Here is a 25,467-nt window from a genome sequence, read left to right as displayed (position 1 = left end):
CCCATGAGCCTCTCTGCCCGTCCCGTTCGCCTGTCCACCACCGCTGCAGATTTCGAGGCGCAGTTCGCGGCCCGCCTGCATTGGTCGGCCGAGACCGATGGTGCGATCGAGCAGCGCGTGGCCGACATCCTGGCCGACGTGCGTAGCCGCGGTGACGCGGCGGTGCTGGAGTACACCGCGCGCTTCGACGGCCTGGCCGCCGGCAGCATGGCCGAGCTGGAGCTGACACAGGCCGACTTCAAGACCGCCTTCGACGGCCTGCCCGCCGCCCAGCGCGAGGCCTTGCAGGCCGCCACGCGCCGCGTGCGCAGCTACCACGAGGCGCAGAAGAAAGCCGGCGGCGAGAGCTGGAGCTACCGCGACGAAGATGGCACGCTGCTGGGCCAGAAGGTCACGCCGCTGGACCGCGTGGGCATCTACGTGCCGGGCGGCAAGGCGGCGTATCCGTCGAGCCTGATCATGAACGCCGTGCCGGCGCACGTGGCCGGTGTGCAGGACATCATCATGGTGGTGCCCACGCCGGTGCGCGGCAGCGTGGCCACCGGCGGCAGCGGTGCCACCACCGCGGCGCGCGGCGAGCGCAACGACCTGGTGCTGGCCGCCGCCTACGTGGCCGGTGTCACACGCGCCTTCACCATCGGCGGCGCACAGGCCGTGGCCGCGCTGGCCTACGGCACGGCCACCGTGCCCAAGGTGGACAAGATCACCGGCCCCGGCAATGCCTATGTCGCCAGCGCCAAGAAGCGCGTCTTCGGCACCGTGGGCATCGACATGATCGCCGGCCCGAGCGAGATCCTGGTGCTGGCCGACGGCAGCACGCCCGCCGAGTGGGTGGCGATGGACCTGTTCAGCCAGGCCGAACACGACGAGCTGGCGCAGAGCATCCTGCTGTGTCCCGATGCGGACTACATCGCCGCGGTGCAGCGCGAGATTGATCGCCTGCTGCCCACCATGCCGCGCGCGGCCATCATCGCCAAGAGCCTGAACGACCGCGGCGCGCTGATCCACACCCGCAGCATGGAAGAGGCCTGCGCCATCAGCAACCGCATCGCGCCCGAACACCTGGAAGTCTCCAGCAGCGAACCGCACCGCTGGGAGCCGCTGCTCAAACACGCCGGCGCGATCTTCCTCGGTGCCTACACCAGCGAAAGCCTGGGCGACTACTGCGCCGGCCCCAACCACGTGCTGCCCACCAGCGGCACCGCGCGTTTCTCTTCGCCGCTGGGTGTGTACGACTTCCAGAAGCGCAGCAGCCTGATCGAGGTCAGCCAGGCCGGCGCGCAAAGCCTGGGTGCCATCGCCGCTGAAATGGCGTATGGCGAAGGCCTGCAGGCGCACGCCCGCGCCGCCGAGCTGCGGCTGGACGAGGTGCCACCGATGCGGGGTGCGGCATGAGCGCAGTGCCCGCGATGAACAACAACAACCCGTTGAACACGATCCGCCAGGATGTGCAGTCCATGCACGCCTACGCCATCCAGGACTCGGCCGGCATGGTCAAGCTCGACGCGATGGAGAACCCGTTTGCCCTTTCGCCCGCGCTGCAGGCCGAGCTGGGTGCGCGCCTGGGTGCGGTGGCCATCCACCGCTATCCCGGTGCCCGCATCGACGACCTCAAGCAGGCGCTGGCGGCTTACGTGGACCTGCCGGCCGGTTGCGGCCTGATGCTGGGCAACGGCTCGGACGAACTCATCTCGCTGCTGGCCATGGGTTGCGACCTGCCGGGCGCGAGCATCGTGGCGCCGCTGCCGGGCTTCGTGATGTACGCCATGAGCGCGCAGCTGCAGGGCCTGAAGTTCGTCGGCGTGCCGCTCACGCCCGACTTCGAACTGGACGAGGCCGCCATGCTGGCCGCGCTGCGCGAGCACCGTCCCGCGCTCACCTTCATCGCCTATCCCAACAACCCGACCGCCAACCTCTGGGACGCCGGCACCATCCGCCGCCTGATCGCCGAGGCCGCCACGTTCGGTGGCCTGGTGGTGATCGACGAGGCCTACCAGCCCTTCTCCAGCCGCAGCTGGCTGGACGAGATGCGCGCCGACCCGGCCGCCAATGCCCACGTGCTGCTGATGCGCACCCTGTCCAAGTTCGGCCTGGCCGGCGTGCGCATCGGTTACCTGGTGGGCGCACAGGCCCTGGTGCACGAGATCGACAAGCTGCGCCCGCCGTACAACGTCAGCGTGCTCAACGCCGAGTGCGCCCTGTTCGCGCTGGAGCACGTCGCCGTGTTCGCCGAACAGGCCGCCCAGATCCGCGAACAGCGCACGCTGCTGATCGACGCACTGGCCCGCCTGCCGGGCTTCACCCCCTTCCCGAGCGAAGCCAACATGGTGCTGGTGCGGGTGCCCGACGCGCAAGTTTGCTTCGACGCACTCAAGGCCCAGGGCATCCTCGTGAAGAATGTTTCTAAAATGCACCCACTGCTGACCCACTGTCTGCGCCTGACGGTGGGAACGCCGTCGGAAAACGCCCAGTTGATCCGATCTCTCCAGAGCACCCTATGACCCAGACGCTTCCCGCCCTCTCCGTGTCCGACCGCGTGGCACATGTGCAACGCAATACCGCGGAGACGCAGATTGCGGTGCGCATCAACCTGGACGGTACCGGCCGGGCCAACCTGTCCACCGGCATCGGCTTCTTCGACCACATGCTCGACCAGATCGCCCGCCACGGGCTGATCGACCTTGACGTGCAAGCCAAGGGCGACCTGCACATCGACGGCCACCACACGGTGGAAGACGTCGGCATCACCCTGGGCCAGGCCTTTGCGCAGGCCGTGGGCGACAAGAAGGGCCTGCGCCGCTACGGCCACGCCTACGTGCCACTCGACGAAGCGCTGTCGCGCGTGGTGGTCGACTTCTCCGGCCGCCCGGGCCTGCACATGCGCGTGCCGTTCAAGAGCGGCATGGTCGGCGGTTTTGACACCCAACTGGCCTTCGAGTTCTTCCAGGGTTTCGTCAACCACGCTGGCGTGACCCTGCACATCGACAACCTGCACGGCGAAAACGCCCACCACCAGGCCGAAACCGTGTTCAAGGCATTCGCCCGCGCGCTGCGCATGGCCCTCGAGCGCGACCAGCGCATGGGCGACGTGATTCCCTCGACCAAAGGCTCGCTCTGAGACCTGTCCCTTGATGAAACGCAAGACAGTCGCCGTGGTGGACTACGGCAGCGGGAACCTGCGCTCGGTATCGCAGGCGGTGCAACACGTGGCGCAGGCCGCCGACGTGGAGGTGCGCGTGACGGCCAACGCCCGGGACGTGCTCGACGCCGACCGCGTGGTGCTGCCCGGCCAGGGCCACATGGGCGACTGCATGCGCGAGCTCGCGGGCTCCGGCCTGCTCGACGCCGTGCTGCACGCGGCCGCGAACAAACCCCTGTTCGGTGTCTGTGTCGGCATGCAGATGCTGCTCGACCGCAGCGAAGAAGGGCCGACCGAGGGCCTGGGCCTGATCCCGGGTGAGGTCGTGCGCTTCCAGCTGCAAGGCCGCCTGCAGGCCGACGGCAGCCGCTTCAAGGTGCCCCAGATGGGGTGGAACCCGGTGTTCCACGACCTGGGCCGCGGCCCGGCGCACCCCTTGTGGGCAGGCATCCCCGACGGCGCCTACTTCTATTTCGTGCACAGCTTCTACGCCCGGCCGACGCTGGCCGCGAACAGCGTGGGCGAAGCGGACTACGGTGGGCGCTTTGCAGCGGCCATTGCCCGCGATAATATTTTTGCCACCCAGTTCCACCCGGAAAAAAGCGCCGATCAGGGTCTGGCGCTCTACCGTAACTTCCTGTCCTGGAATCCTTGAGAGCCAGAGAGCCCGTCGTCCAAGCGCGGCGGGTCCTCCAGTTCTAGTTCAACCGCATCGCACCCACACCATCATGTTGCTGATTCCTGCCATTGATCTGAAAGACGGCCAGTGCGTTCGCCTGAAACAAGGCGATATGGACCAATCCACGGTGTTCGGCGACGACCCGGCGGCGATCGCGCGCAGTTGGGTCGACAAGGGTGCGCGCCGCGTGCACCTGGTCGACCTCAATGGCGCCTTCGCCGGCAAGCCCAAGAACGAGCAGGCGATCCGCGCCATCCTCAAGGAAGTGGGCTCCGAGGTCGACGTGCAGCTCGGGGGCGGCATCCGCGACCTCGACACCATCGAGCGTTACCTCGACGCCGGCCTGCGCTACGTCATCATCGGCACCGCCGCGGTGAAGAACCCCGGCTTCCTGCAAGACGCCTGCACCGCGTTCGGTGGCCACATCATCGTCGGCCTGGACGCCAAGGACGGCAAGGTTGCCACCGACGGCTGGAGCAAGCTCACCGGCCACGAAGTGGTGGACCTGGGCAAGAAGTTCGAAGACTACGGCGTCGAAGGCATCATCTACACCGACATCGGCCGCGACGGCATGCTCTCGGGCATCAACATCGACGCCACCGTCAAGCTGGCCCAGGCCCTGTCCATCCCGGTCATCGCCTCCGGCGGCCTGTCCAACCTGGAAGACATCCGCGCCCTGTGTGCGGTGGAAGACGAGGGCGTCGAAGGCGTGATCTGCGGCCGTTCCATCTACAGCGGTGACCTCGACTTCGAGGCCGCACAACAACTCGCCGACGAGTTGAACGGATAACAGCACTCCATGCTCGCCAAACGCATCATTCCCTGCCTGGACGTCACCGGTGGCCGCGTCGTCAAGGGCGTCAACTTCGTGGAACTGCGCGACGCGGGCGACCCGGTCGAGATCGCGGCACGCTACAACGAACAGGGCGCCGACGAACTGACCTTCCTCGACATCACGGCCACGTCCGATGGGCGCGACCTGATCCTGCACATCATCGAGGCCGTGGCCTCGCAGGTCTTCATCCCGCTCACTGTCGGGGGTGGCGTGCGCACGGTGGAAGATGTGCGCCGCCTGCTCAACGCCGGCGCCGACAAGACCAGCTTCAACTCCGCCGCCATCGCCAATCCGCAGGTGATCCGCGACGCGTCCGACAAGTACGGCGCCCAGTGCATCGTGGTGGCGATCGACGCCAAGCGCCGTCAGGGCGACGACCTGGCCCAGCGCGGCGAAGGCTGGGACGTGTACAGCCACGGCGGACGCAAGAACACCGGCCTGGACGCGGTGGCCTGGGCCAGCCAGATGGCCGACTTCGGCGCGGGCGAGATCCTGCTCACCAGCATGGACCGCGACGGCACCAAGTCCGGCTTTGACCTCGCGCTCACGCGCGCCGTGGCCGATGCGGTGAGTGTGCCGGTGATCGCCTCGGGCGGTGTGGGCAACCTCGACCACCTGGCCGACGGCGTGCAGCAGGGCGGCGCCGACGCGGTGCTGGCCGCCAGCATCTTCCACTACGGCGAGTACACCGTGGCCCAGGCCAAGGCGCGCATGGCCGAACGCGGCATCCCGGTCCGGCTGTAAGCGCGCCCCGGCGCCTGTTTCAGAGTTCGCTGCCGCCGCGTGGCGGGTAGTGGCGCTCCAGCCGGTCTTCCAGTTCGCCCACGGTGGCGCTCAGGCCGTTGCCGGTCTGCTCGACCACCTGCGTCAGCGCCGCCTGCACCTGGTCCAGCTTGAGCTGCACCTGGTCGGCCAGCTCCTTCTCACGCACGGCGGTGGCCTGCAGCTCGCCTTGCAGGTACTGGCGCAGCTCGGTGAAGCGCGATGCCTCGGCCTTGTCGGCCAGCACACGCTGGTCGGCCGCTTCACGGGTCACGCGGCGCACCTCCACCAGGTGCAGGGTCTGGTAGTACACCAGAGCGGCCAGGAACACCACCAGCACCAGCGCCAGCATGCCGAGAAGGACCAGCCCCATGGGTGCCTGGACCTGCGTGAAGCCGAAGTTCAGCGCGGTCGGCTGCAGGATCTGCTCGAAGTTCAGCGCCACGAAGCCGGCGATGAACAGAATGAAAAGAACGAGGAGGATGGTGCGGAGTTTCATGAGGTCCCTTTTGTCTTGTTGGAAGAGGCTGCGGCACGCCGGCGCCGCCCGGACCATCCTAACGGCATTCGCGGCTGGCCGGGGCGAGTGCCCGCACCCCATGGTAGATTCACCCGCATGAACTGGCTCGATGAAGTGAAGTGGGACGCGCAAGGCCTGGTGCCGGTGATCGCGCAGGAAGCCGCCACCGGCGATGTGTTGATGTTTGCGTGGATGAACCGCGAGGCCTTGCAGAAGACCGCCGAGCTCGGCCGCGCGGTGTATTACAGCCGCTCGCGCGAGCGTCTGTGGTTCAAGGGCGAGGAGTCGGGCCACGTGCAGACGGTGCACGACATCCGCATGGACTGCGACAACGACGTGGTGCTGCTCAAGGTCACGCAGCTCGGGCACGAGCCCGGCATTGCCTGCCACACCGGGCGCCACAGCTGTTTCTTCCAGCGCCTGGACGGCGGACAATGGAACGCCGTCGAGCCCGTGCTCAAAGATCCCGAATCCATCTACAAATAAATCCGACCATGTCCAACACCGATGACCTGGCGCGCCTGGCCGCCGTGATCGAGAGCCGCAAGCCGGCCCACGGCGGCGACCCCGAGAAAAGCTATGTGGCACGCCTGCTGCACAAGGGCCCCGACAGCTTCCTGAAAAAAATCGGCGAAGAGGCCACCGAAGTGGTGATGGCGGCCAAGGACCTGGAGCATGGTGGTGACCGCCAGAGCCTGGTGAACGAAACCGCCGACCTCTGGTTCCACTGCATGATCGCGCTCGCCCACTACAACCTCGGCCCGGCCGACGTGGTGGCCGAGCTGGCACGCCGCGAAGGCCTGAGCGGGCTGGAGGAAAAGGCGCTGCGCAAGGTGTTGCAGCGCGAAGCCGCGGCGGGTCCCGAAGCCGGTTGACAACCAGGAGCCTCAGATGAGCGACATCATTGACGTGGAAACGGTCGACAACGAAAAAGCCCAGTCCCTCAAGACAGTGGGCTGGGTCAGCTACGTGCTGCACCTCTTGGTGGCGGTGGGCGCGGTGGTGCCGGGCGGGCAGGCCAGCCCGGTGCTGCTGCTGATCGCGCTGATCATCGACCTGGTGAAGAAGAACGAGGCCGCAGGCACCTGGCAGGCCAGCCATTTTTCCTGGCGCATCCGCACCGTGATCTGGGCCGCCGTGCTCTACCTCGTCACCTTGCCGCTGTGGTTCCTGCTGCTGCTGCCGGGCATGATCGCCTGGTGCCTGATCTCGATCTGGTTCCTCTACCGCATCGTCAAGGGCATGGTGCGCATGAACGCCAGCCAGGCCATGCCCGACTGAATTTGTTGATTTCCCATGAGCGCACACGACCCCACCTGCATCTTCTGCAAGATCATCGCCGGCCAGATCCCGTCCAAAAAAGTCTATGAGGACGAAGACATCTTTGCCTTCCACGACATCAACCCCTGGGCCCCGGTGCACTTCCTGATGGTGCCCAAGGCCCACGTGCCGTCCATGGCGCAGCTCGGCCCGGAGCACGAGCGCACCATGGGCCGCATGATGACCCTGGCCCCGCGGCTGGCGCTGGAGCAGGGCTGCAATCCATATCCCGAAGGCGGATTCCGCATCGTGTGCAACAACGGCGCCGAAGGCGGCCAGGAAGTGCACCACCTGCATGTGCACGTGATGGGTGGCCCGCGCCCCTGGCTGCGCGGTTGAGGCAAAGTCCGGCAACACCCCTTTGGCCGGCTTGCCGGGCGCATTCGACCGGGGGCTGAACTCCTACCGGGGCTTAGAATCCCACGCATAGCGACTGTCGCTTCATTCCTATCTGGAGAAACTCATGGGTTCGTTCTCAATCTGGCACTGGCTGATCGTGCTGCTGATCGTGGTGATGGTGTTCGGTACCAAGAAGCTCAAGAACATCGGCACCGACCTGGGTGGTGCGGTCAAGGGCTTCAAGGACGGTATCAAGGAAGGCGGGCAAAACCCCTCCGACGCGGCGGCTTCTGCCCCGGCCGGTCAGGTGACGCAGGAAAGCCGCGCCGACAAGAACGCCATCGACGTCGAAGCCAAGCAAAAAAGCTGAAGCCCTGGCGGCTGGCGCTCCCCACGGCGCCGGCGCCCGTTTTGCGGGGTAGTCCCCCGCCCGACCTTGCCCGCAGGATGGCCGACACATGATTGATCTGGGCATTTCCAAGCTCGCCCTCATCGGGGCGGTGGCGTTGATCGTCATCGGCCCCGAAAAACTGCCGCGCGTGGCGCGCACCGTGGGCGCCCTGCTGGGCAAGGCGCAGCGATATGTGTCGGACGTGAAGGCCGAAGTCAGCCGCTCGATGGAGCTCGAAGAGCTCAAGAAGATGAAGGACTCGGTCACCGAAGCCGCGCGCGACGTCGAGAGTTCGATCAGCAGCGGCGCCAGCGACTTCGAAAAATCCTGGTCCGAAGCCACGGCCGGGCTGGACGGCAATTCGTCCAGCTACGACACATCGAACGCCCCGCTGGGTTCGTTCGACGTCCCGGTCTACAAACACCCGAAGAAGAACTGGCGCATCAAGCAGAAGGCCATGCCCCAGTGGTTCAAGGCCCGCACCGGCGTGCGCACCCGTACCCAGTCGGGTGCGGCCCGCGTGGCCCGCTTCCGGCCGCGCTCCTCCTCCGCTCCCCGTTGATGTCCGACCCCAAAGATCCCACCGACGAACTGGCCGGTTCCGAACAGCCGTTTGTGCAGCACCTGATGGAGCTGCGCGACCGGCTCCTGTACGGCATCATCGGCCTGGCCATCTGCATGGGCCTGCTGGCCATCTGGCCCGGCCCGAGCGGCCTGATCGACCTGATCGCGGTTCCGATCCGCGCCCACATGCCGCCCGACGCCAAGCTGATCGCGGTCGGCGTGTTCTCGCCCTTCTTCGTGCCGATCAAGGTGCTGGCCATGGCGGCGCTGCTGCTGTCCCTGCCGTGGTGGATGTACCAGGTCTGGGCCTTTGTTTCGCCCGGTCTGTACAGCCACGAAAAACGCTTCGGCATTCCGCTGATCGTGCTCGGCAGCGTGCTGGCCTACGTCGGCATTGCGTTCGTGCAGTTCTTCGTGCTGGACAAGATGTTCGGCTTCATCCAGAAGTTCACACCCGCGAGCGTGGCGGCCACGCCCGACATCGCGTCCTATGTGGAGGCGATCCTGTCGCTGTACCTGGCCTTCGGCCTGGCCTTCCAGGTGCCCATCGTGGTGATCCTGCTGGTCAAGATGAACATGGTGGCGGTGAAGCAGCTGAAGGACTTCCGCGGGTATTTCATCGTGGTGGCCTTCGTGATCGCCGCCGTGGTGACGCCGCCCGACGTGATTTCCCAGCTCGCGCTGGCCGTGCCCATGTGCCTGTTGTACGAGATGGGCATCTGGGGCGCGCAGTGGTTCATCAAGTCGACCGCCAAGACCGAAGAAGAAAGCAAGGAAGAAGAAGCCGCGTCGTCCTGACGCGGCGGGGCTTGCGGGCCCTGTGCTTTTGCTGCGCTGTTAGCGCGGCCCAGCGGCCTGGCGGGGCAGGTTGCGCCGGCCCGGCGTGACGTCGATGCGGGTCTTGCCGTCGCGCCGCACCACTTCCAGCGAAGCCGGCGTGCCCGGCGCCAGGTTGGCTACCGCCGACAGCAGCTGCACCACGCTCTTCACCTCGCGGTCACCCACCGCGGTGATCACGTCACCCGGGCGGATGCCGGCCTGCGCGGCCGGGCCGTTCTGCAGCACGCCGCTGATGATCACGCCGGAACCCGGCTGCAGGCCGAAGCTTTCGGCCAGCTCGGGGCTCAGGTCTTGAGGCTCCACGCCGATCCAGCCACGCGTGACCTGACCGTCCTTCACGATCGCCTCCATCACGCTGCGCGCGGTGGAGGTGGGGATGGCAAAACCGATGCCCATGGAGCCGCCCGAGCGAGAGTAGATGGCGGTGTTGATGCCCATCAGCTGGCCGCTCACATCCACCAGCGCACCACCCGAGTTGCCCGGGTTGATGGCGGCGTCGGTCTGGATGAAGTTCTCGAAGGTGTTGATGCCCAGCTGGGTGCGGCCAAGCGCGCTGACGATGCCGCTGGTCACGGTCTGGCCGACGCCGAAGGGGTTGCCGATGGCCAGTACCTGGTCGCCGATTTCCAGCGCGTCGGAATTGCCCAGCGTGATCACCGGCAGGTCGGTGAGCGCGATCTTCAGGATCGCCAGGTCGGTCTCGGGGTCGGTGCCGATGACCTCGGCCACCGACTTGCGGCCGTCGTTGAGGATCACCTCGATCTCGTCGGCTTCTTCGATCACGTGGTTGTTGGTCAGCACGTAGCCGGCAGGGCTCACGATCACGCCCGAACCCAGGCCGCTTTGCTGTTGCGAGGGCGCCTGGTCACCGAAGAAGAAGCGGAACCAGGGGTCGGCGCTCTGCGGGTTGTTGGCCGGGGCCTTGCTGGTGTTGATGCTGACCACAGCGGCCGAGGCGCTGCGCGCGGCGGCGCGGAAGCTGCCCGAGCCTTCCACCACCGGCACCGGGGTGCCCGAGGGCGCTTCGAACACCGGCACCACCGTGGTGGTGTTGCGGCCTCCCAGCCATTGCGGCTGCAGGGTGGCGACCACAAACAGGGCGGCCACCAGCACGGTGACGGTCTGGGCGAACAGGAGCCAAATGCGTTTCATGGAGATGCGAGCGGGTTGAGGGGCCGTGGTCCCGACCGGGGCCGATTCAGGGGCTCTATTGTCCCGCAAATGGCCGCGCCACCAGGGCGCGCGGCACGTGCGGCCCGGTGCCGGCTGTCAGAATGGAGGGCCTGCCCGTCGGGCTTTGCCATCCCCACTCCCGAACCCCATGTCCGAGCCCACTTCATCCCGCCCATCCGTGTCCCGCGCCGCCCTCGGGGCCTCGCTCGACCAGCTGCTGCAGCCCGGGCAGTTCAAGGACTACGGCCCCAACGGGCTGCAGGTGGAGGGCCGGCCGACGGTGCGCAAGCTGGTCAGCGGCGTGACCGCCAGCCGGGCCTTCATCGAGGCGGCGATCGCCGAGCAGGCCGATGCCCTGCTGGTGCACCACGGCCTGTTCTGGCGCGGCCAGGACGGCCGCGTGACCGGCTGGATGAAGCAGCGCCTGGCGCTGCTGCTGCAGCACGACATCAACCTGTTCGCCTACCACCTGCCACTGGACGCCCACCCCACGCTGGGCAACAACGCCCAACTGGCACAGCGCCTGGGTGTGCAGCTGTATGACGATGCGCGCGGCCGCTTCGGCGAACAGTCGCTGGGCTTCATGGGCGAGCGCGCCTGCGCTTCCGCCGCGGCGCTGGCCGAGCACGTGGCCGAGCGCCTGGGCCGCGCCGTCACGCTGGTGGCCGAGCCCGACCGGCCGCTCACGCGCGTGGCGCTGTGCACCGGCGGTGCGCAGGGTTACTTCGAAGCCGCCATCGCCGCCGGCGCCGAGGTGTTCATCACCGGTGAAATCTCCGAACCCCAGGCGCATTACGCGCGCGAATGCGGCGTGGCCTACATTGCTTGCGGCCACCATGCGTCCGAGCGTTACGGCGCACCGGCGGTGGGCGCGCAGGTGGCGGCCGAGCTCGGGCTCGAGCACGTGTTCATCGACATTCCCAACCCGGCCTGAGGCGCGGCATGGTCCACAGCGCTGTTCTTCGCCCCATCGTCCTGAGCATGGGCGACCCGGCCGGCATCGGGCCGGAAATCATCGCCAAGGCCTTTCGCGAGCGCCCGGGCCTGTGCCGGCAGGTGGTGGTGGCCGGTGACGTGGCCACCCTGCAGCGTGCGCTGCGCCTGACCGCCGCCGCGCCCGACTCGGCGGCCGACGCCCTGGTGCTGGCCGAGATCACGGAACTCCCGGCCCTGGCATCGGTGCCACCGGGCTGCATGGCGGTGGTGCAGGCCTGCGAGCCGCCGCAGGGTGTGGTGCTGGGCCAGGTGAGCGCCGCCGCCGGGCGGGCTGCGGCCGACTGCATCCACTGGGCGGCGCGTGCCGCGCTGATGGGGCAGGCCCGTGCCGTGGTGACGGCGCCCATCCACAAGGAAGCACTGGCCGCGGCGGGTGTGGACCACCCGGGCCATACCGAGCTGCTGCAGGCGCTCGCGGCTGAGCACGCCGGTGTGCCGGTGGCCGAACTGCCGGTGCGCATGATGCTGAGCTGCCCGGGCCTGAGCACGGTGCTGGTGAGCATCCATGTGGCGCTGCAGCAGGCCTTGCAGGCGGTGACGCGTGAGCAGGTGCTGCAGACGGTGCGCATTACCGAGGCGCATTTCCGCCGCGCCGGTTTCGCACGACCGCGCATCGCGGTGGCCGGCCTGAACCCGCATGCGGGCGAGGGCGGTTTGTTCGGGCGGGAGGAGATCGATCAGATCGCACCGGCGGTGCAGCAGGCGCAGGCCGAAGGCCTGGCGGTGAGCGGTCCGCACGCGCCCGACACGGTGTTCATGCGCGCGCGCCAGGGTGCGTTCGATGTGGTGGTGGCGATGTACCACGACCAGGGGCTGATTCCGGTCAAGCTGCTCGGGCTGGAGCAGGGCGTGAACACCACGCTGGGTCTGCCCTTCGTGCGCACCAGCCCGGACCATGGCACGGCTTTCGATCTGGCTGGCAGCGGCCGCGCAAGCGCCGAAAGCCTGCTGGCCGCGATCGACGCGGCCATGGACGCCGCGCAGGCCTGACGCGGCTGGCCGGCACGGGGTGCCGGCCGCAGGCGTGTTTACTTCTTGAGGTTGTCGCGGATTTCGCGCAGCAGCAGGATGTCTTCGGGCGTGGCCGGCGCAGCGGCTGGCGGGGCTTCGCGCTTGAGGCGGTTGATCTGCTTCACCATGATGAAGATGATGAACGCCATGATGGTGAAGTTCAGCGCCACGGTGATGAAGCTGCCGTAGGCCAGGGTGGGCACGCCGGCGGCCTTGAACGCGGCCAGCGTGTGGGGCGTGCCCTCGGGCACCTTGCCGAGCGCGATGAACAGGTTGGTGAAGTCCAGGCTGCCGAAGACGGCACCCACGACGGGCATGATGATGTCTTCCACCATGGAAGTGACGATCTTGCCGAAGGCTCCGCCGATGATCACACCCACGGCGAGATCGATCACATTGCCCTTGACGGCAAATTCCTTGAATTCCTGCATCATGCCCATCTGGACTCTCCTGAACGTAGATTGGTTGGTGGCCTGCACAAAGCAAGCCTTCTGACTGTATTCCAGCGGGATTCTCACACAAGCGGTGGTGCCCGGGCCGTCAGCCACCATGGCGTGCAAAAGGGCGGCCCGCACCGCGGCCAATAGCCCAGTCGCACGCCCCGACAAGCGGGAAAGCCCCTTGACTGCTCCAGTACAATGCCGGGTTGTCCCAAGTGTCCCGTCTCGACCCTCATTGAAAGATCCCCATGAGTGAAGCAACCGCCGGTGCGACTGTAGATCGCGGCCGCAGAACCTGGCTGATCACATCCTGCGCCATGGGTGGCGCCGGTGCAGCCGCTGTCGCAGTGCCCTTCGTGAGCACCTTCCAGCCGTCCGAGCGTGCCCGTGCCGCCGGTGCGCCGGTGGAGGTCGACATCTCCGGCATCCAGCCGGGCGAGAAGATCGTGGTGGAATGGCGCGGCAAGCCGGTCTGGATCCTGCGTCGCACGCCCGAGCAGCTGGCGGCCCTGCCAACGCTCGACGGTGAACTGGCCGACCCGAATTCGGACCGCACGGCCTATCCCACGCCGGCTTACGCCAAGAACACGCACCGCTCCATCAAGCCCGAGTACCTCGTGACCGTCGGCATCTGCACCCACCTTGGATGCTCGCCTGGCGACAAGCTCACCCCTGGCCCGCAGCCATCTTTGCCGAACGACTGGAAGGGTGGCTTCCTGTGCGCCTGCCATGGTTCGACGTTTGACGTCGCCGGCCGTGTCTTCAAGAACAAGCCCGCACCCGACAACCTGGAAGTGCCGCCGCACTACTACCTCTCCGACACCACGCTGCTGGTGGGCGAAGAGAAGCAGGCCTGAGCCGCGCGGCGCTGGCAGACACCCGGATCACAGAGGCATCCCCATGGCTGAATTCAAAGAAATTTCCCCCGACGCACCGATCGCTCAGAAAGCCCTGAACTGGATCGACAACCGGTTTCCGCTGTCCAAGCTCTACAACGAGCATCTGGCCGAGTACTACGCACCGAAGAACTTCAACTTCTGGTACTTCTTCGGTTCGCTGGCCTTGCTGGTGCTGGTGATCCAGATCGTGACCGGGATCTTCCTGGTGATGCACTACAAGCCCGACGCCAACCTGGCGTTCGCTTCGGTCGAGTACATCATGCGCGACGTGCCCTGGGGCTGGCTGATCCGCTACATGCACTCCACCGGCGCCTCGGCGTTCTTCGTCGTGGTGTACCTGCACATGTTCCGCGGCCTGATCTACGGCAGCTACCGCAAGCCGCGCGAGCTGGTCTGGGTGTTCGGCTGCGCGATCTTCCTGTGCCTGATGGCCGAAGCCTTCATGGGCTACCTGCTGCCCTGGGGCCAGATGTCCTACTGGGGTGCGCAGGTGATCGTGAACCTGTTCGCCGCGATTCCTTTTGTCGGCCCTGACCTGGCGCTGCTCATCCGTGGCGACTTCGTGGTGGGTGACGCGACGCTGAACCGCTTCTTCAGCTTCCACGTGATCGCCGTGCCGCTGGTGCTGCTGGGTCTGGTGGTGGCGCACATCATTGCGCTGCACGAAGTGGGCTCGAACAACCCCGACGGCGTCGAGATCAAGGCCACCAAGGACGCCTCGGGCAAGCCGCTCGACGGCATTCCGTTCCACCCCTACTACACGGTGCACGACCTGCTGGGCGTGACGGTGTTCCTGATGGCCTTCTCGGCAATCATCTTCTTCGCCCCCGAGTTCGGCGGTTACTTCCTCGAGTACAACAACTTCATCCCGGCCGACCCGCTGGTGACGCCGCTGCACATCGCGCCGGTCTGGTACTTCACGCCCTTCTATTCGATGCTGCGTGCCATCACCAGCGAGATGATGTACGCCCTGATCGCCTGCGTGCTGCTGGGTGCCGTGCTCGGCGTGCTCAAAGCCAGGATCGGTGCGATCTTCAAGGCCATGATCGTCGGTGGCGCCGTGGTGCTGGTGGCGCTCATGCTGGCCATCGACGCCAAGTTCTGGGGCGTGGTCGCCATGGGTGGCGCGGTTGTCATCCTGTTCTTCCTGCCCTGGCTCGACAACAGCCCGGTCAAGTCGATCCGCTACCGCCCGAGCTGGAACAAGTGGCTCTACACGCTGTTCGTGATCAACTTCCTGATCCTGGGCTACCTCGGGGTGCTGCCGCCATCGCCTATCGGCGAGCGCGTTTCCCAGGTTGGCACGCTGTTCTACTTCGGCTTCTTCCTCCTGATGCCCTGGTGGAGCCGCATCGGCGAATTCAAGCCCGTGCCCAAGCGCGTCACCTTCCAGCCCCACTGAACCCCAAAGAGCCAATGCGGAGAGTCAAGCAAATGAAAAAAATCCTCTTGGGCTTCATGCTGGCCCTGGGCATGTCGGGGGCGGCCCTGGCCGCCGGTGGTGGCATTCCCCTGGACAAGGCGCCCCAGCGCACCAATGACATGGCCTCGCTGCAAAACGGTGCCAAGCTGTTCGTCAACTACTGCCTGAGCTGCCACTCGGCGGCGTTCATGCGCTACAACCGCCTGCGCGACATCGGCCTGAACGACAAGCAGATCGCCGACAACCTGGTCTTCGCCACCGACAAGATCGGTGACACCATGAAGGCCTCGATCGATCCCAAGCAGGCCAAGGCCTGGTTCGGCGCCAACCCGCCCGACCTGACCCTGGTTGCCCGCTCGCGCTCCAGCCACGCCGGCACCGGTGCCGACTACGTCTACACGCTGATGCGCTCCTACTACCGCGACGAGACCAAGCCCACCGGCTGGAACAACCTCGCCTTCCCGAACATCGGCATGCCCAACCCCCTGTGGGAACTGCAGGGCGAGCGCCAGCCGGTGTACGAAAAGGTGATGAGCCACGGCCACGAGGTGGATCGCGTCAAGGGCTGGTCCACGGTCAAGCCCGGCACCCTGAGCGAAGCCGCGTTCGACGACAACGTCGGCGACCTGGTGGCCTACCTGCAGTGGATGGCCGAGCCGGCCCAGAACACGCGCGTGCGCCTCGGTGTCTGGGTGCTGCTGTTCCTGTTCGTCTTCAGCCTGGTGGCCTGGCGCCTGAACGCCTCGTACTGGAAAGACGTCAAATAATCCGATCCGGCTGGGCCGGGCCCCGAGCCCGTCCCGACCGTTCCACAGTGGTTTGCAGTGCCGACCCGGCGCATATGCAAACCACTGTTTTTTGCTTTAAGGAGCCTTCCTCATGATGGTCTTGTATTCGGGCACCACCTGCCCCTACTCCCACCGCTGCCGTTTCGTGTTGTTCGAAAAGGGCATGGATTTCGAAATCCGGGATGTTGACCTCTACAACAAGCCCGAGGACATCAGCGTCATGAACCCGTACGGCCAGGTGCCGATTCTGGTCGAACGCGATCTGATCCTGTACGAGTCGAACATCATCAACGAGTACATCGACGAGCGCTTCCCGCATCCCCAGCTGATGCCCGGCGACCCGGTGGACCGCGCGCGCGTGCGCCTGTTCCTGCTCAACTTCGAGAAGGAGCTGTTCACGCACGTCTCCATGCTCGAATCGCGCAGCACTAAGGGCAACGACAAGGCGCTGGAAAAGGCCCGTGCGCACATCCGCGACCGCCTGACCCAGCTTGCCCCGGTGTTCCTGAAGAACAAGTTCATGCTGGGTGACAACTTCTCCATGCTCGACGTGGCGATCGCTCCGCTGCTCTGGCGCCTCGACTTCTACGGCATCGAGCTGAGCAAGAACGCGGCACCCCTGCTCAAGTACGCCGAACGCATCTTCTCGCGCCCGGCCTACATCGAAGCGCTGACGCCGTCCGAAAAGGTCATGCGCAAGTGATGGACACCCCGGCTCGCAGGAGCCGGGTTCCCGCAACGCCATGAGTGCCTTCGAAACCGAAACCCCTTCCACCCGGCCCTACCTGATCCGTGCCTTGCACGAATGGTGTGCCGACAACGGGTTCTCGCCCTACATCGCGGTGCAGGTCGACGCCTCGGTGCGCGTGCCGATGGAGTTCGTGAAGAACGGTGAGATCGTGCTGAACGTGAGCATGGACGCCACCAGCTCGCTCAAGCTGGGCAACGACTTCATCGAGTTCAAAGCCCGCTTCGGCGGCGTCGCTCGCGAGATCGTGGTGCCGGTCAGCCATGTCATCGCCATCTATGCGCGCGAAAACGGGCAGGGCATGGCGTTCCCGGCGCCGCCACCCGCTGCCGTGGCCGGATCGGCGGTGGATGCCGCCGTGGTGCCGGACGAGCAAGAGGGTGCCGAGCTCGAGGGCGACAGTGCACCCGACAGCCCGGCCAGAGGTGCGCTGCGCTCGGTGCCGAGTGACACGCCCGCAACCGCGGCGGAAGACGGTGAGACGCCCGAACCGCCGCCTGCCAGCCCGAGCCCTGCGCGGTCCGGTGGCCGACCGCAGCTCAAGCGCGTCAAGTAAAATTTTCGGGTCCCGCCGCTTTAGCTCAGTTGGTAGAGCAATCGCCTTGTAAGCGATAGGTCGTCTGTTCGAGTCAGACAAGCGGCACCATCACTGCCAGGCGCGCGCCTCAGCTGGCCTGGCTGGAGGGCGCAGGCTGCCGGCGCGGCTTGACCACGGCGGGCAGGCCCACTGCAATGGAATCGGAAGGCACGTCACGGGTGACCACCGAGTTCGCGCCGATCAACACGTTGTCGCCCACGGTCACACGGCCCAGCACCTTGGCGCCAGCTCCGATGTCCACGTTGTTGCCAAACACCGGTGCGCAAGGGTCTTCGACACGCGACAGGCCCACCACCACGCCGGTGCGAATCCTGCAGTTGTCGCCAAACCGGGCATACCCGCTGATCACGATGCCGCCGAAGTGATCGATGACAAAGTTCTTCCCGACCGTGACTTCACAGGGGAGTTCAACGCCAGCCACCACCTGCACGAGCTTGAACATCACCTTGTAAAGGAAGGAGAAGGGCTTGCGCAGAATGGCCGGACGGATGCCGTAGCGCCACCGGCCAAAGCGGTAAACGAGCATGACCCAGAAACCCTGCGCCCCCCACTTTCTGCCATGCGCCTGGTAGTCGGCGCGAACGTTTTCAAACATGGGGAGTCGGGTGGGTATTGGAGAAAAGCATCAAAAAAAGGAGATTCACGCAGTAGAAAGGCCTCTGATTGAGGGGCGGTGCAGCTGAATCTGGATCAGGAAGGCCACGTCCGTGCCGGGCATGCTACACGCAAATTCTTTCACTTCGGATGACGGGGGGATCGTGGCATGACGGATTCGACCGATCGCCCGCCGGGCTGGCTGGTGGGGTGCCGGCGCCGCCCGCCCCCGTTGCAGGGGCATTCATCGTCCCGGCGTTTGGACTTTGATGCGGATTGCGTTAACCTGCGCACCCCTTTGGGTCAATGCCTGCTGCAGCGATGGCAGCAGCTGGCGCAATTTGGTTGAGGCCGCGGCGCTGGCCACCAGCAGGCACCATTCCTGGTCTTGCAGTGGCCCTGGCCGCACGTGCGGGCGCAGGGTGGCCGGGATCAGGTGCTGGATCTGGTCCAGGCACCAGCGGGATTCCCGGATGCGTTCCTGCAGAGCGGCCAACGTGGGCGCTGCGCCCACGGCCTGCTCGAGGCTGAGCATGATGTGGGAACGGTGGCCGGTTGACATGCGTTGGGGGCATTCCGGTGGATGCCGGAGCGCACAGGAAAGAAGGTAAGAAGAGTGCACATCATTATCACGGATGCTTGGCTGGCCAAAAGCCGCGCCCTGCATCTCAACGGTTTCAAGCTGGTGGCCGCCGGTGCGCTGGCGTCGGTGTTGCTGATGCTGGGCGCCATCACCACCTACCACTGGGTGTTTCTCGAGGGCGTGCGCCAGGGCTGGCCCGGCTTCGCCCCGGTGGCGCGGCTGGTGCACCAGGACGACGCCAACTCCCAGAACGCCTACCTGCGCGCCAACCTGGATGCGATGGCGCGCAAGCTGGGCGAAATGCAGGCGCGCATGGTGCAGATCGACTCGCTGGGCGAACGCGTGGCCGGCCTGGCCGGCTTGAGCCCGACCGAGTTCAAGACGACCCCCCTGGGTTCCGGCGGTGCGCTGGTGGCCAGCCGCGACATCAGCATGGACGAGCTGATGGGTGCGCTCGACCGCATCGACCAGAGCACCGGTTCCCGCGTGGACTGGCTCACGGTGGTGGAGTCGCGCCTGTTCGACCAGAAGATCCAGCGCACCATGGTGCCGACCGAAAAACCGGTGGTGGGTGTGCCGGTGGGCTCGGCCTTCGGTTTCCGCATCGACCCGATCACCGGGCGCTCGGCGCTGCACACCGGGCTGGATTTCCCGTCCGACACCGGCACCCCCATCCTGGCCGCGGCCGGTGGCGTGGTGGTGGTGCAGGAGTACCACGCCGCCTACGGCAACATGGTCGAGGTCGACCACGGCAACGACCTGATCACGCGTTATGCCCACGCCTCCAAGGTGCTGGTGAAGAAGGGCGACATCGTCAAACGTGGCCAGAAGATCGCCGAAGTCGGCTCGACTGGCCGCTCCACCGGCCCGCACCTCCACTTCGAGGTCTGGGTTTCGGGTGTGCCGCAGGACCCGCAGCGCTTCCTGGCGGCGGGTGAAAACGTGGCCGCCGCCCAGGCGGCCCAGGCCGGCCCGCGCAAGCCCTGAGCGGGCCTGGGTTCGGCGGGTAAAATGCGCGCTTTGCTCTTGAAAGCCCAGCGTTCGCCAGCACATTCCGGGTAGCTCCCGCGTCTGTTCTCCCCGGGTTCGAAAGAGCCCTCCCTTCCTCATTTGCCTGCCCGGAATCCCCAGGGTGCCTGTGGCAGGCCCGCACGTATGGCCACAAACTTCCTCACCAAACTATTTGGTAGCCGCAACGACCGCCTCCTGAAAACCTACCGCCGGACGGTCGAGCGCATCAACGGCCTGGAGGCGAAGTACGAGGCACTCAGCGACGAGGAACTGAAGGCGCAGACCGAGTCCTTCAAGCAGCGCGTCGCGCAGGGCGAGACGCTCGACGCCTTGCTGCCGGAGGCCTTTGCGGTGGTGCGCGAGGCCAGCAAGCGTGTCATGAAGATGCGCCACTTCGACGTGCAGATGGTGGGTGGCCTGGCGCTGCACCACGGCAAGGTGGCCGAAATGCGCACCGGCGAAGGCAAGACCCTGACCGCGACGCTGCCGGTCTACCTGAACGCGCTGTCCGGCAAGGGCGTGCATGTGGTGACGGTGAACGACTACCTCGCCAGCCGCGATGCCCACTGGATGGGCCGCCTCTACAACTTCCTGGGTTTGACGGTGGGCATCAACCTGCCGCAGGCGCCGCGCGAAGAGAAGCAGGCCGCCTACGCCGCCGACATCACCTATGGCACCAACAACGAATACGGCTTTGACTACCTGCGCGACAACATGGTGTACGAGGCGACGGACCGCGTGCAGCGCCGCCTGAACTACGCCATCGTCGACGAGGTGGACTCGATCCTGATCGACGAAGCGCGCACACCGCTGATCATCAGCGGCCAGGCCGAAGACCAGACGCAGACCTATGTGGCAATCAAGCAGCTGGTGCCGCACCTGACGCGCCAGGAAGGCGAAGCCGACGTCCGCACCGGTGAAGGCGTGATCAAGCCGGGCGACTTCACGGTGGACGAAAAGGCGCACTCCATCCACATGACGGAGCAGGGCCACGAAAACGCCGAACGCCTGCTGGCCCAGGCCGGCCTGCTGCCCGAAGGTGCCTCGCTGTACGACCCGGCCAACATCGCGCTGCTGCACAACCTGGTGACCTCGCTCAAGGCGCACCACCTGTACCACCGTGACCAGCACTACGTGAACCAGAACGGCGAAATCGTCATCGTTGACGAGTTCACCGGCCGCCTGATGTCGGGCCGGCGCTGGAGCGACGGCCTGCACCAGGCGGTGGAGGCGAAGGAGGGCGTGGCGATCCAGCCGGAAAACCAGACCCTGGCCTCCATCACCTTCCAGAACTACTTCCGCCTGTACAGCAAGCTCTCGGGCATGACCGGCACGGCCGACACCGAGGCCTACGAGTTCCAGGAAATCTACGGCCTTGAAACCGTGGTGATTCCGCCCAACCGCATCAGCAAGCGCACCGACCAACTTGACCGTGTCTACAAGACCACCAAGGAAAAGTACGTCGCAGCCATCCAGGACATCCGCGAGTGCCACGAGCGTGGCCAGCCGGTGCTGGTGGGAACTTCGTCGATCGAGAACTCGGAAATCATTGCCGAGCTGCTGACGGCCGAAAAACTGCCGCACGAGGTGCTGAACGCCAAGCAGCATGCGCGCGAGGCCGACATCATCATCCAGGCCGGCCGTCCCGGCGCCATCACCATTGCCACCAATATGGCGGGCCGCGGCACCGACATCGTGCTCGGCGGCAACCTCGAGAAGATGATCGATGCGGCACAGCGCGACGAATCGCTCGACGAGGCTGCCAGGGCTGCGCGCGTCGAAACCATCCGCCAGCAGTGGCAGGCCGATCACGACAAGGTCAAGGCACTCGGGGGTCTGCGCATCATCGCGACCGAGCGCCACGAGTCGCGCCGCATCGACAACCAGCTGCGTGGCCGCTCGGGCCGCCAGGGTGACCCGGGCTCGTCGCGTTTCTATCTGAGCCTGGACGACGCGCTGATGCGCATCTTCGCGGGCGACCGCGTGCGCGCCATCATGGACCGCCTGAAGATGCCCGAGGGCGAGGCGATCGAGGCCGGCATCGTCACGCGCAGCATCGAAAGCGCGCAGCGCAAGGTCGAGGCGCGCAACTTCGACATCCGCAAGCAGCTGCTGGAGTACGACGACGTTTCCAACGACCAACGCAAGGTGATCTACCAGCAGCGCAACGACATCCTGGACGCCAGCTCGCTGCGCGGCCAGATCGACGCGCTGCGCGAAGGCTGTTTCACCGACCTGGTGCACCAGTATGTGCCCGAAGGCAGCGTGGAAGAGCAGTGGGATCTGCCCACGCTGGAACGTGTGCTACGCGAGGAATGGGCGGTGGATGCGCCGGTGACGAAGTGGGTGTCGGACGCCGAAGCGATCGACGTCGAGGAAATCGTCGAGCGCGTGCTGGCCGCCGCCAAGGGCGTGTTCGATGGCAAGGTGGAAGTTGTCGGCGAAGAGAACTTCACCCAGTTCGAACGTGTGGTGCTGCTGCAGACCATCGACGGCCAGTGGCGCGAACACCTCTCCGCGCTGGACTACCTGCGCCAGGGCATCCACCTGCGCGGTTATGCGCAGAAGCAGCCCAAGCAGGAATACAAACGCGAGGCCTTCGTGCTGTTCGGCCAGTTGCTCGACAGCGTGAAGAACGACGTCTCCCGCGTGCTGATGAACGTGCGTGTGCAGTCGGCCGAACAGATGGCCGCCGCGGCCGAGCAGATCGAAGAGCGCGCCGAACAGATCGCCAACGTGACCTACACCGCGCCGACCGAAACCGGCGAGACGCAGACCACCACGGACGCGGCCATCGCCGCCGCCGCCGCGCGCCCTGCGGGCGAGGTGCCGCGCGTGGGTCGCAACGACCCTTGCCCTTGCGGCAGCGGCAAAAAATACAAACAGTGCCACGGCAAGCTGGACTGACAGTGGTGCGGCGCCTTTAGGCGCCCGCCGCTTCGCAGCCGTCTGGGCGCCCCCGGTTCTTCCACGGAGTTCACATGCCTGTTCAACTCAACGCCCCCCTGGCCCAGGATCTGCTGCCCATCGCGGGCGTGCGCATCGGTGTGGCGCAAGCGGGCATCCGCAAAGCCAATCGCAAGGACCTCACGGTGTTCCTGCTCGATGAAGGCAGCGCCGTGGGCGCCGTGTTCACGCAGAACCGTTATGCCGCCGCGCCGGTGCAGGTGTGCCGCGAGCACCTGGCCTCGGGGCAGGCGGTGCGTGCGCTGGTGATCAACACCGGCAACGCGAATGCCGGCACCGGCGAGCCTGGCTTGGCCAACGCGCGCCAGACCTGCAACGCACTGGCCCGCTCGCTGGACCTGGACCACGAACAGGTGCTGCCGTTTTCCACCGGCGTGATCATGGAACCGCTGCCGCTGGACCGCCTGCTGGCCGGCCTGCCGGCGGCGCTGGCCGACGCGGCCCAGGCGCAGCACGACAGCGGCGAGCAGTGGCTGTCCGCGGCCCAGGGCATCATGACCACCGACACGCTGCCCAAGGCCTGCAGCCAGCGCTTCGAGCTCGATGGCCGCCCGGTCAGTGCCACCGGCATCGCCAAGGGCGCCGGCATGATCCGGCCCAACATGGCCACCATGCTGGGCTTCCTGGCCACCGACGCCAACGTCGCACCGACCCTGCTGGGCGAACTCGCCCGCCGCCTGGCCGACGCCTCGTTCAACCGCGTCACGGTGGACGGTGACACCAGCACCAACGATTCGTTTGTGGTCATCGCCACCGGCCGCGCCGGCAACACCCCGGTCACCGATCTGGAAAGCCCGGCCGGCCAGGCCCTGCTGGCCGCGCTGACGCCGGTGGCGCGCCAGCTGGCGCATGCCATCGTGCGCGATGGTGAAGGCGCAACCAAGTTCATCACCATCCAGGTCGAGGGCGGGCGCAACGCGGCAGAGTGCCTGCAGGCGGCTTATGCCGTTGCGCACTCGCCGCTGGTCAAGACCGCCTTTTTCGCCAGTGACCCGAATCTGGGCCGCATCCTGGCGGCCGTGGGTTACGCCGGCATTGGCGACCTCGACGTGAACACCATCGACCTGCACCTGGGTGACGTGCATGTGGTCCGAGCCGGCGGACGCCACCCGGACTACAAGGAAGAAGACGGTCAGCGTGTGATGAAGCAGGCCGAGATCCTGGTGCGCATCGGCCTCGGCCGGGGTAAGGCCAGCGAAACCGTGTGGACCTGCGACTTCAGCCACGAGTACGTGACCATCAACGCCGACTACCGCTCATGAACGAGCATTTCGAACGCCTGCTGCAACGCGCCGAGCAGCTCATCGCCCGCATCGAAGCGGTGCTGCCGCAACCCATGACGGCGCCGGACTGGTCGGCGGCGGTGGCCTGGCGTTACCGCAAGCGCAGCAGCGGCCATGGCGCACTGGAACCGGTGCGGCAGGTGGGCGCGATGCGGCTCAGCGACTTGCAGGAAATCGACGGGCAGAAAGAGAAGATCCAGCGCAACACGCTGCAGTTCGTGCAGGGCCTGCCGTCCAACAACGTGCTGCTGACTGGCGCACGTGGCACCGGCAAATCGTCGCTGGTGCGCGCCTGCCTCAACGAGTACTCGCCGCAGGGCTTGCGCCTGATCGAGGTCGACAAGTCCGATCTGGTCGACCTGCCCGACATCATGGAAGTGGTGACCGGCCGGCCCGAGCGTTTCATCGTGTTCTGCGACGACCTCAGCTTCGAGGACGGTGAGCCGGGCTACAAGGCGCTGAAGTCCATCCTCGATGGCTCGGTGACCGCCGCGAGCCCGAACGTGCTGATCTACGCGACCAGCAACCGCCGGCACCTGCTGCCCGAGTACATGAAGGAAAACCTCAGCTACACGCACACCGCCGACGGCGAGGTGCATCCGGGCGAGGTGGTGGAGGAGAAGATCTCGCTCTCCGAACGGTTCGGCCTCTGGGTCAGCTTCTACCCGTTCAGCCAGGAGGAGTACCTCACCATCGTGGCGCAGTGGCTGTCGTCCCTGGGCGTGCCGGCGGCTGACATCGAAACCGCGCGGCCGCTGGCTTTGGTCTGGGCGCTGGAGCGCGGATCGCGCAGCGGGCGCGTGGCCTACCAGTTCGCGCGCGACTACGCGGGCACCCACGCCACCACAAGGTCATGACGCAGCCGCCTGTGTTGGTGGTCGATGCCGACCCGGCAAAGCCCCGCCCGGTCGATCGTGCGGTGGTGGAAGTGGCCGTGGGCGTGTTGATCGCGCCGGACGGCCAGTTCCTGCTGACCTCGCGCCCGACCGGCAAGGTGTACGCCGGCTATTGGGAGTTTCCGGGCGGCAAGCTGGAAGCCGGTGAAACCGTCGAACAGGCGCTGCGACGCGAACTGGACGAAGAGCTCGGCGTGATCATCGGTGCCGCAGAACCCTGGAGAGAGTCGGTGGTGGATTACCCGCACGGCCTGGTGCGACTGCATTTCTGCAAGGTGCGCGAATGGCGCGGCGAATTGCAGATGCGCGAAGGCCAGCAAGCCGCCTGGCAACGCCTGCCGGTGACCTGCTCGCCAGTGCTGGCGGGCGCAGTGCCGGTGCTGGAGTGGCTGGCGGCGGAACAAGCCACCGCGTCTTCCTGAGCTGCCTGGCAACGCAACTGGCGTTGCCAAGTGTGCTCAGCTCTGCTCGAAGCCAGGGTCGCTCTGGCCTTCTTTTTCCGGTAGGCTGAACTCTTCGTTGGCCCAGGCGCCCAGATCGATCTGCTTGCAGCGTTCGCCGCAGAACGGACGGTAGACGTTGCTCAGGGCGTACACGCTGGGCCCGCCACACTGCGGGCAGCGCACCGTGCGCGCGGAAGCGTCGGCTTGTTGATTGCTCACAGCCAT

Annotated in this window: 31 protein-coding genes and 1 tRNA gene; 26 read left to right on the top strand and 6 right to left on the bottom strand. The window is 66.3% G+C overall.

Features of this window, described 5'->3' with window-relative positions:
* Nucleotides 1-3 precede the first annotated feature (3 nt).
* The 6 genes from hisD to hisF all read left to right on the top strand — a co-directional run bounded on the left by hisD (nucleotide 4) and on the right by hisF (nucleotide 5,397).
* Entirely contained in the window at nucleotides 4-1,395 is a 1,392-nt protein-coding gene (gene hisD, locus HPA01S_RS07410; RefSeq protein WP_066268524.1) for a histidinol dehydrogenase, read from the top strand.
* Complete coding sequence (gene hisC, locus HPA01S_RS07405; RefSeq protein WP_066268390.1) at nucleotides 1,392-2,501, top strand: histidinol-phosphate transaminase; 1,110 nt, start codon at nucleotides 1,392-1,394, stop codon at nucleotides 2,499-2,501. The genes hisD and hisC overlap by 4 nt, the downstream gene beginning before the upstream one ends.
* Nucleotides 2,498-3,118, top strand: a complete 621-nt coding sequence (gene hisB / locus HPA01S_RS07400) for an imidazoleglycerol-phosphate dehydratase HisB (RefSeq protein ID WP_066268389.1) — start codon at nucleotides 2,498-2,500, stop codon at nucleotides 3,116-3,118. Before hisC ends, hisB begins: the two co-directional genes overlap by 4 nt.
* A gap of 13 nt (nucleotides 3,119-3,131) precedes the next feature.
* Nucleotides 3,132-3,794, top strand: a complete 663-nt coding sequence (hisH, locus tag HPA01S_RS07395) for an imidazole glycerol phosphate synthase subunit HisH (RefSeq protein WP_066268386.1) — start codon at nucleotides 3,132-3,134, stop codon at nucleotides 3,792-3,794.
* A gap of 73 nt (nucleotides 3,795-3,867) precedes the next feature.
* Complete coding sequence (hisA, locus tag HPA01S_RS07390; RefSeq protein ID WP_066268384.1) at nucleotides 3,868-4,608, top strand: 1-(5-phosphoribosyl)-5-[(5-phosphoribosylamino)methylideneamino]imidazole-4-carboxamide isomerase; 741 nt, start codon at nucleotides 3,868-3,870, stop codon at nucleotides 4,606-4,608.
* 9 nt (nucleotides 4,609-4,617) lie between these two features.
* Entirely contained in the window at nucleotides 4,618-5,397 is a 780-nt protein-coding gene (gene hisF / locus HPA01S_RS07385; protein WP_066268383.1) for an imidazole glycerol phosphate synthase subunit HisF, read from the top strand.
* Between the two features lie 19 nt (nucleotides 5,398-5,416).
* Here hisF and HPA01S_RS07380 read toward each other — a convergent pair whose 3' ends face one another.
* Nucleotides 5,417-5,914, bottom strand: coding sequence for a LapA family protein (locus tag HPA01S_RS07380; protein WP_066268382.1), 498 nt, complete (start codon nucleotides 5,912-5,914; stop codon nucleotides 5,417-5,419).
* A gap of 117 nt (nucleotides 5,915-6,031) precedes the next feature.
* Between HPA01S_RS07380 and hisI the strand changes: the two genes are divergently transcribed.
* The 7 genes from hisI (at nucleotide 6,032) to tatC (ending at nucleotide 9,347) form a co-directional block, all read left to right on the top strand.
* Nucleotides 6,032-6,421 carry a phosphoribosyl-AMP cyclohydrolase gene (gene hisI, locus HPA01S_RS07375; protein WP_066268380.1) on the top strand — a complete coding sequence of 130 codons (390 nt, stop codon included), beginning with the start codon at nucleotides 6,032-6,034 and terminating at the stop codon, nucleotides 6,419-6,421.
* An 8-nt stretch (nucleotides 6,422-6,429) separates the two neighbouring features.
* Nucleotides 6,430-6,810 carry a phosphoribosyl-ATP diphosphatase gene (locus HPA01S_RS07370; RefSeq protein ID WP_066268377.1) on the top strand — a complete coding sequence of 127 codons (381 nt, stop codon included), beginning with the start codon at nucleotides 6,430-6,432 and terminating at the stop codon, nucleotides 6,808-6,810.
* Between the two features lie 16 nt (nucleotides 6,811-6,826).
* Nucleotides 6,827-7,216 carry a DUF4870 family protein gene (locus HPA01S_RS07365; protein WP_066268375.1) on the top strand — a complete coding sequence of 130 codons (390 nt, stop codon included), beginning with the start codon at nucleotides 6,827-6,829 and terminating at the stop codon, nucleotides 7,214-7,216.
* A 15-nt stretch (nucleotides 7,217-7,231) separates the two neighbouring features.
* Complete coding sequence (locus HPA01S_RS07360; RefSeq protein ID WP_066268372.1) at nucleotides 7,232-7,594, top strand: histidine triad nucleotide-binding protein; 363 nt, start codon at nucleotides 7,232-7,234, stop codon at nucleotides 7,592-7,594.
* A 124-nt stretch (nucleotides 7,595-7,718) separates the two neighbouring features.
* Nucleotides 7,719-7,964: a Sec-independent protein translocase subunit TatA gene (gene tatA / locus HPA01S_RS07355; RefSeq protein WP_066268370.1), complete on the top strand. Its 246-nt coding sequence runs from the start codon at nucleotides 7,719-7,721 to the stop codon at nucleotides 7,962-7,964.
* A gap of 88 nt (nucleotides 7,965-8,052) precedes the next feature.
* Nucleotides 8,053-8,547, top strand: a complete 495-nt coding sequence (gene tatB, locus HPA01S_RS07350) for a Sec-independent protein translocase protein TatB (protein WP_066268368.1) — start codon at nucleotides 8,053-8,055, stop codon at nucleotides 8,545-8,547.
* Nucleotides 8,547-9,347 (top strand): twin-arginine translocase subunit TatC, encoded by an 801-nt coding sequence (tatC, locus tag HPA01S_RS07345; protein ID WP_066268366.1) that lies wholly within the window; start codon nucleotides 8,547-8,549, stop codon nucleotides 9,345-9,347. The genes tatB and tatC overlap by 1 nt, the downstream gene beginning before the upstream one ends.
* Nucleotides 9,348-9,386: 39 nt before the next feature.
* On the opposite strand, the gene HPA01S_RS07340 is transcribed toward tatC, so the two are convergent.
* Nucleotides 9,387-10,541, bottom strand: a complete 1,155-nt coding sequence (locus HPA01S_RS07340) for a S1C family serine protease (protein WP_066268364.1) — start codon at nucleotides 10,539-10,541, stop codon at nucleotides 9,387-9,389.
* Nucleotides 10,542-10,710: 169 nt separating this feature from the next.
* On the opposite strand from HPA01S_RS07340, the gene HPA01S_RS07335 reads away from it, so the two are divergent.
* Together HPA01S_RS07335 and pdxA are read left to right on the top strand one after the other, a co-directional pair.
* Nucleotides 10,711-11,496 carry a Nif3-like dinuclear metal center hexameric protein gene (locus HPA01S_RS07335; RefSeq protein WP_066268362.1) on the top strand — a complete coding sequence of 262 codons (786 nt, stop codon included), beginning with the start codon at nucleotides 10,711-10,713 and terminating at the stop codon, nucleotides 11,494-11,496.
* 8 nt (nucleotides 11,497-11,504) lie between these two features.
* Nucleotides 11,505-12,548: a 4-hydroxythreonine-4-phosphate dehydrogenase PdxA gene (pdxA, locus tag HPA01S_RS07330; protein WP_066268361.1), complete on the top strand. Its 1,044-nt coding sequence runs from the start codon at nucleotides 11,505-11,507 to the stop codon at nucleotides 12,546-12,548.
* A gap of 38 nt (nucleotides 12,549-12,586) precedes the next feature.
* Here the strand turns inward: pdxA and mscL are convergent, their stop codons facing one another.
* On the bottom strand, nucleotides 12,587-13,009 hold the full coding sequence (mscL, locus tag HPA01S_RS07325) for a large conductance mechanosensitive channel protein MscL (protein ID WP_066268360.1): 423 nt from the start codon (nucleotides 13,007-13,009) through the stop codon (nucleotides 12,587-12,589).
* Nucleotides 13,010-13,257: 248 nt separating this feature from the next.
* On the opposite strand from mscL, the gene petA reads away from it, so the two are divergent.
* From petA to HPA01S_RS07295, 6 genes are all read left to right on the top strand, one after another.
* Nucleotides 13,258-13,866 carry a ubiquinol-cytochrome c reductase iron-sulfur subunit gene (gene petA, locus HPA01S_RS07320; RefSeq protein ID WP_066268359.1) on the top strand — a complete coding sequence of 203 codons (609 nt, stop codon included), beginning with the start codon at nucleotides 13,258-13,260 and terminating at the stop codon, nucleotides 13,864-13,866.
* A gap of 43 nt (nucleotides 13,867-13,909) precedes the next feature.
* The gene (locus tag HPA01S_RS07315; RefSeq protein WP_066268356.1) at nucleotides 13,910-15,310 is read left to right on the top strand and encodes a cytochrome b; all 1,401 of its coding nucleotides are present in this window, start codon (nucleotides 13,910-13,912) and stop codon (nucleotides 15,308-15,310) included.
* Between the two features lie 32 nt (nucleotides 15,311-15,342).
* Nucleotides 15,343-16,098 (top strand): cytochrome c1, encoded by a 756-nt coding sequence (locus HPA01S_RS07310; RefSeq protein WP_066268355.1) that lies wholly within the window; start codon nucleotides 15,343-15,345, stop codon nucleotides 16,096-16,098.
* Between the two features lie 112 nt (nucleotides 16,099-16,210).
* Nucleotides 16,211-16,822 (top strand): glutathione S-transferase N-terminal domain-containing protein, encoded by a 612-nt coding sequence (locus tag HPA01S_RS07305; protein WP_066268354.1) that lies wholly within the window; start codon nucleotides 16,211-16,213, stop codon nucleotides 16,820-16,822.
* Between the two features lie 40 nt (nucleotides 16,823-16,862).
* A complete protein-coding gene (locus tag HPA01S_RS07300) occupies nucleotides 16,863-17,423 on the top strand; it encodes a ClpXP protease specificity-enhancing factor (protein ID WP_066268351.1) in 561 nt (186 codons plus the stop codon).
* A gap of 14 nt (nucleotides 17,424-17,437) precedes the next feature.
* Nucleotides 17,438-17,513, top strand: a tRNA-Thr gene (locus HPA01S_RS07295).
* Nucleotides 17,514-17,532: 19 nt separating this feature from the next.
* Here the strand turns inward: HPA01S_RS07295 and HPA01S_RS23705 are convergent.
* Together HPA01S_RS23705 and HPA01S_RS07285 are read right to left on the bottom strand one after the other, a co-directional pair.
* Entirely contained in the window at nucleotides 17,533-18,060 is a 528-nt protein-coding gene (locus HPA01S_RS23705; RefSeq protein ID WP_066268349.1) for a serine O-acetyltransferase, read from the bottom strand.
* 243 nt (nucleotides 18,061-18,303) lie between these two features.
* The gene (locus tag HPA01S_RS07285) at nucleotides 18,304-18,621 is read right to left on the bottom strand and encodes a DciA family protein (RefSeq protein WP_066268347.1); all 318 of its coding nucleotides are present in this window, start codon (nucleotides 18,619-18,621) and stop codon (nucleotides 18,304-18,306) included.
* Nucleotides 18,622-18,675: 54 nt separating this feature from the next.
* Here HPA01S_RS07285 and HPA01S_RS07280 point away from each other — a divergent pair, with 54 nt between their 5' ends.
* The 5 genes from HPA01S_RS07280 to HPA01S_RS07260 all read left to right on the top strand — a co-directional run bounded on the left by HPA01S_RS07280 (nucleotide 18,676) and on the right by HPA01S_RS07260 (nucleotide 25,221).
* The gene (locus HPA01S_RS07280) at nucleotides 18,676-19,629 is read left to right on the top strand and encodes a M23 family metallopeptidase (RefSeq protein ID WP_174525285.1); all 954 of its coding nucleotides are present in this window, start codon (nucleotides 18,676-18,678) and stop codon (nucleotides 19,627-19,629) included.
* A 168-nt stretch (nucleotides 19,630-19,797) separates the two neighbouring features.
* Nucleotides 19,798-22,560: a preprotein translocase subunit SecA gene (gene secA, locus HPA01S_RS07275; protein WP_066268344.1), complete on the top strand. Its 2,763-nt coding sequence runs from the start codon at nucleotides 19,798-19,800 to the stop codon at nucleotides 22,558-22,560.
* A 74-nt stretch (nucleotides 22,561-22,634) separates the two neighbouring features.
* Nucleotides 22,635-23,882: a bifunctional glutamate N-acetyltransferase/amino-acid acetyltransferase ArgJ gene (gene argJ, locus HPA01S_RS07270; protein ID WP_066268341.1), complete on the top strand. Its 1,248-nt coding sequence runs from the start codon at nucleotides 22,635-22,637 to the stop codon at nucleotides 23,880-23,882.
* The gene (locus tag HPA01S_RS07265) at nucleotides 23,879-24,760 is read left to right on the top strand and encodes an ATP-binding protein (protein ID WP_066268339.1); all 882 of its coding nucleotides are present in this window, start codon (nucleotides 23,879-23,881) and stop codon (nucleotides 24,758-24,760) included. The genes argJ and HPA01S_RS07265 overlap by 4 nt, the downstream gene beginning before the upstream one ends.
* Nucleotides 24,757-25,221: an NUDIX domain-containing protein gene (locus HPA01S_RS07260; RefSeq protein ID WP_066268337.1), complete on the top strand. Its 465-nt coding sequence runs from the start codon at nucleotides 24,757-24,759 to the stop codon at nucleotides 25,219-25,221. The genes HPA01S_RS07265 and HPA01S_RS07260 overlap by 4 nt, the downstream gene beginning before the upstream one ends.
* Nucleotides 25,222-25,257: 36 nt before the next feature.
* On the opposite strand, the gene HPA01S_RS07255 is transcribed toward HPA01S_RS07260, so the two are convergent.
* Entirely contained in the window at nucleotides 25,258-25,467 is a 210-nt protein-coding gene (locus HPA01S_RS07255) for a DNA gyrase inhibitor YacG (RefSeq protein WP_066268335.1), read from the bottom strand.

Origin of the sequence: Hydrogenophaga palleronii NBRC 102513 (genome assembly GCF_001571225.1) — a bacterium.
Classification (GTDB): domain Bacteria; phylum Pseudomonadota; class Gammaproteobacteria; order Burkholderiales; family Burkholderiaceae_C; genus Hydrogenophaga; species Hydrogenophaga palleronii.
Note: the sequence above shows the minus strand (reverse complement) of the source record. Positions and strands in the feature narration are given on the sequence as shown.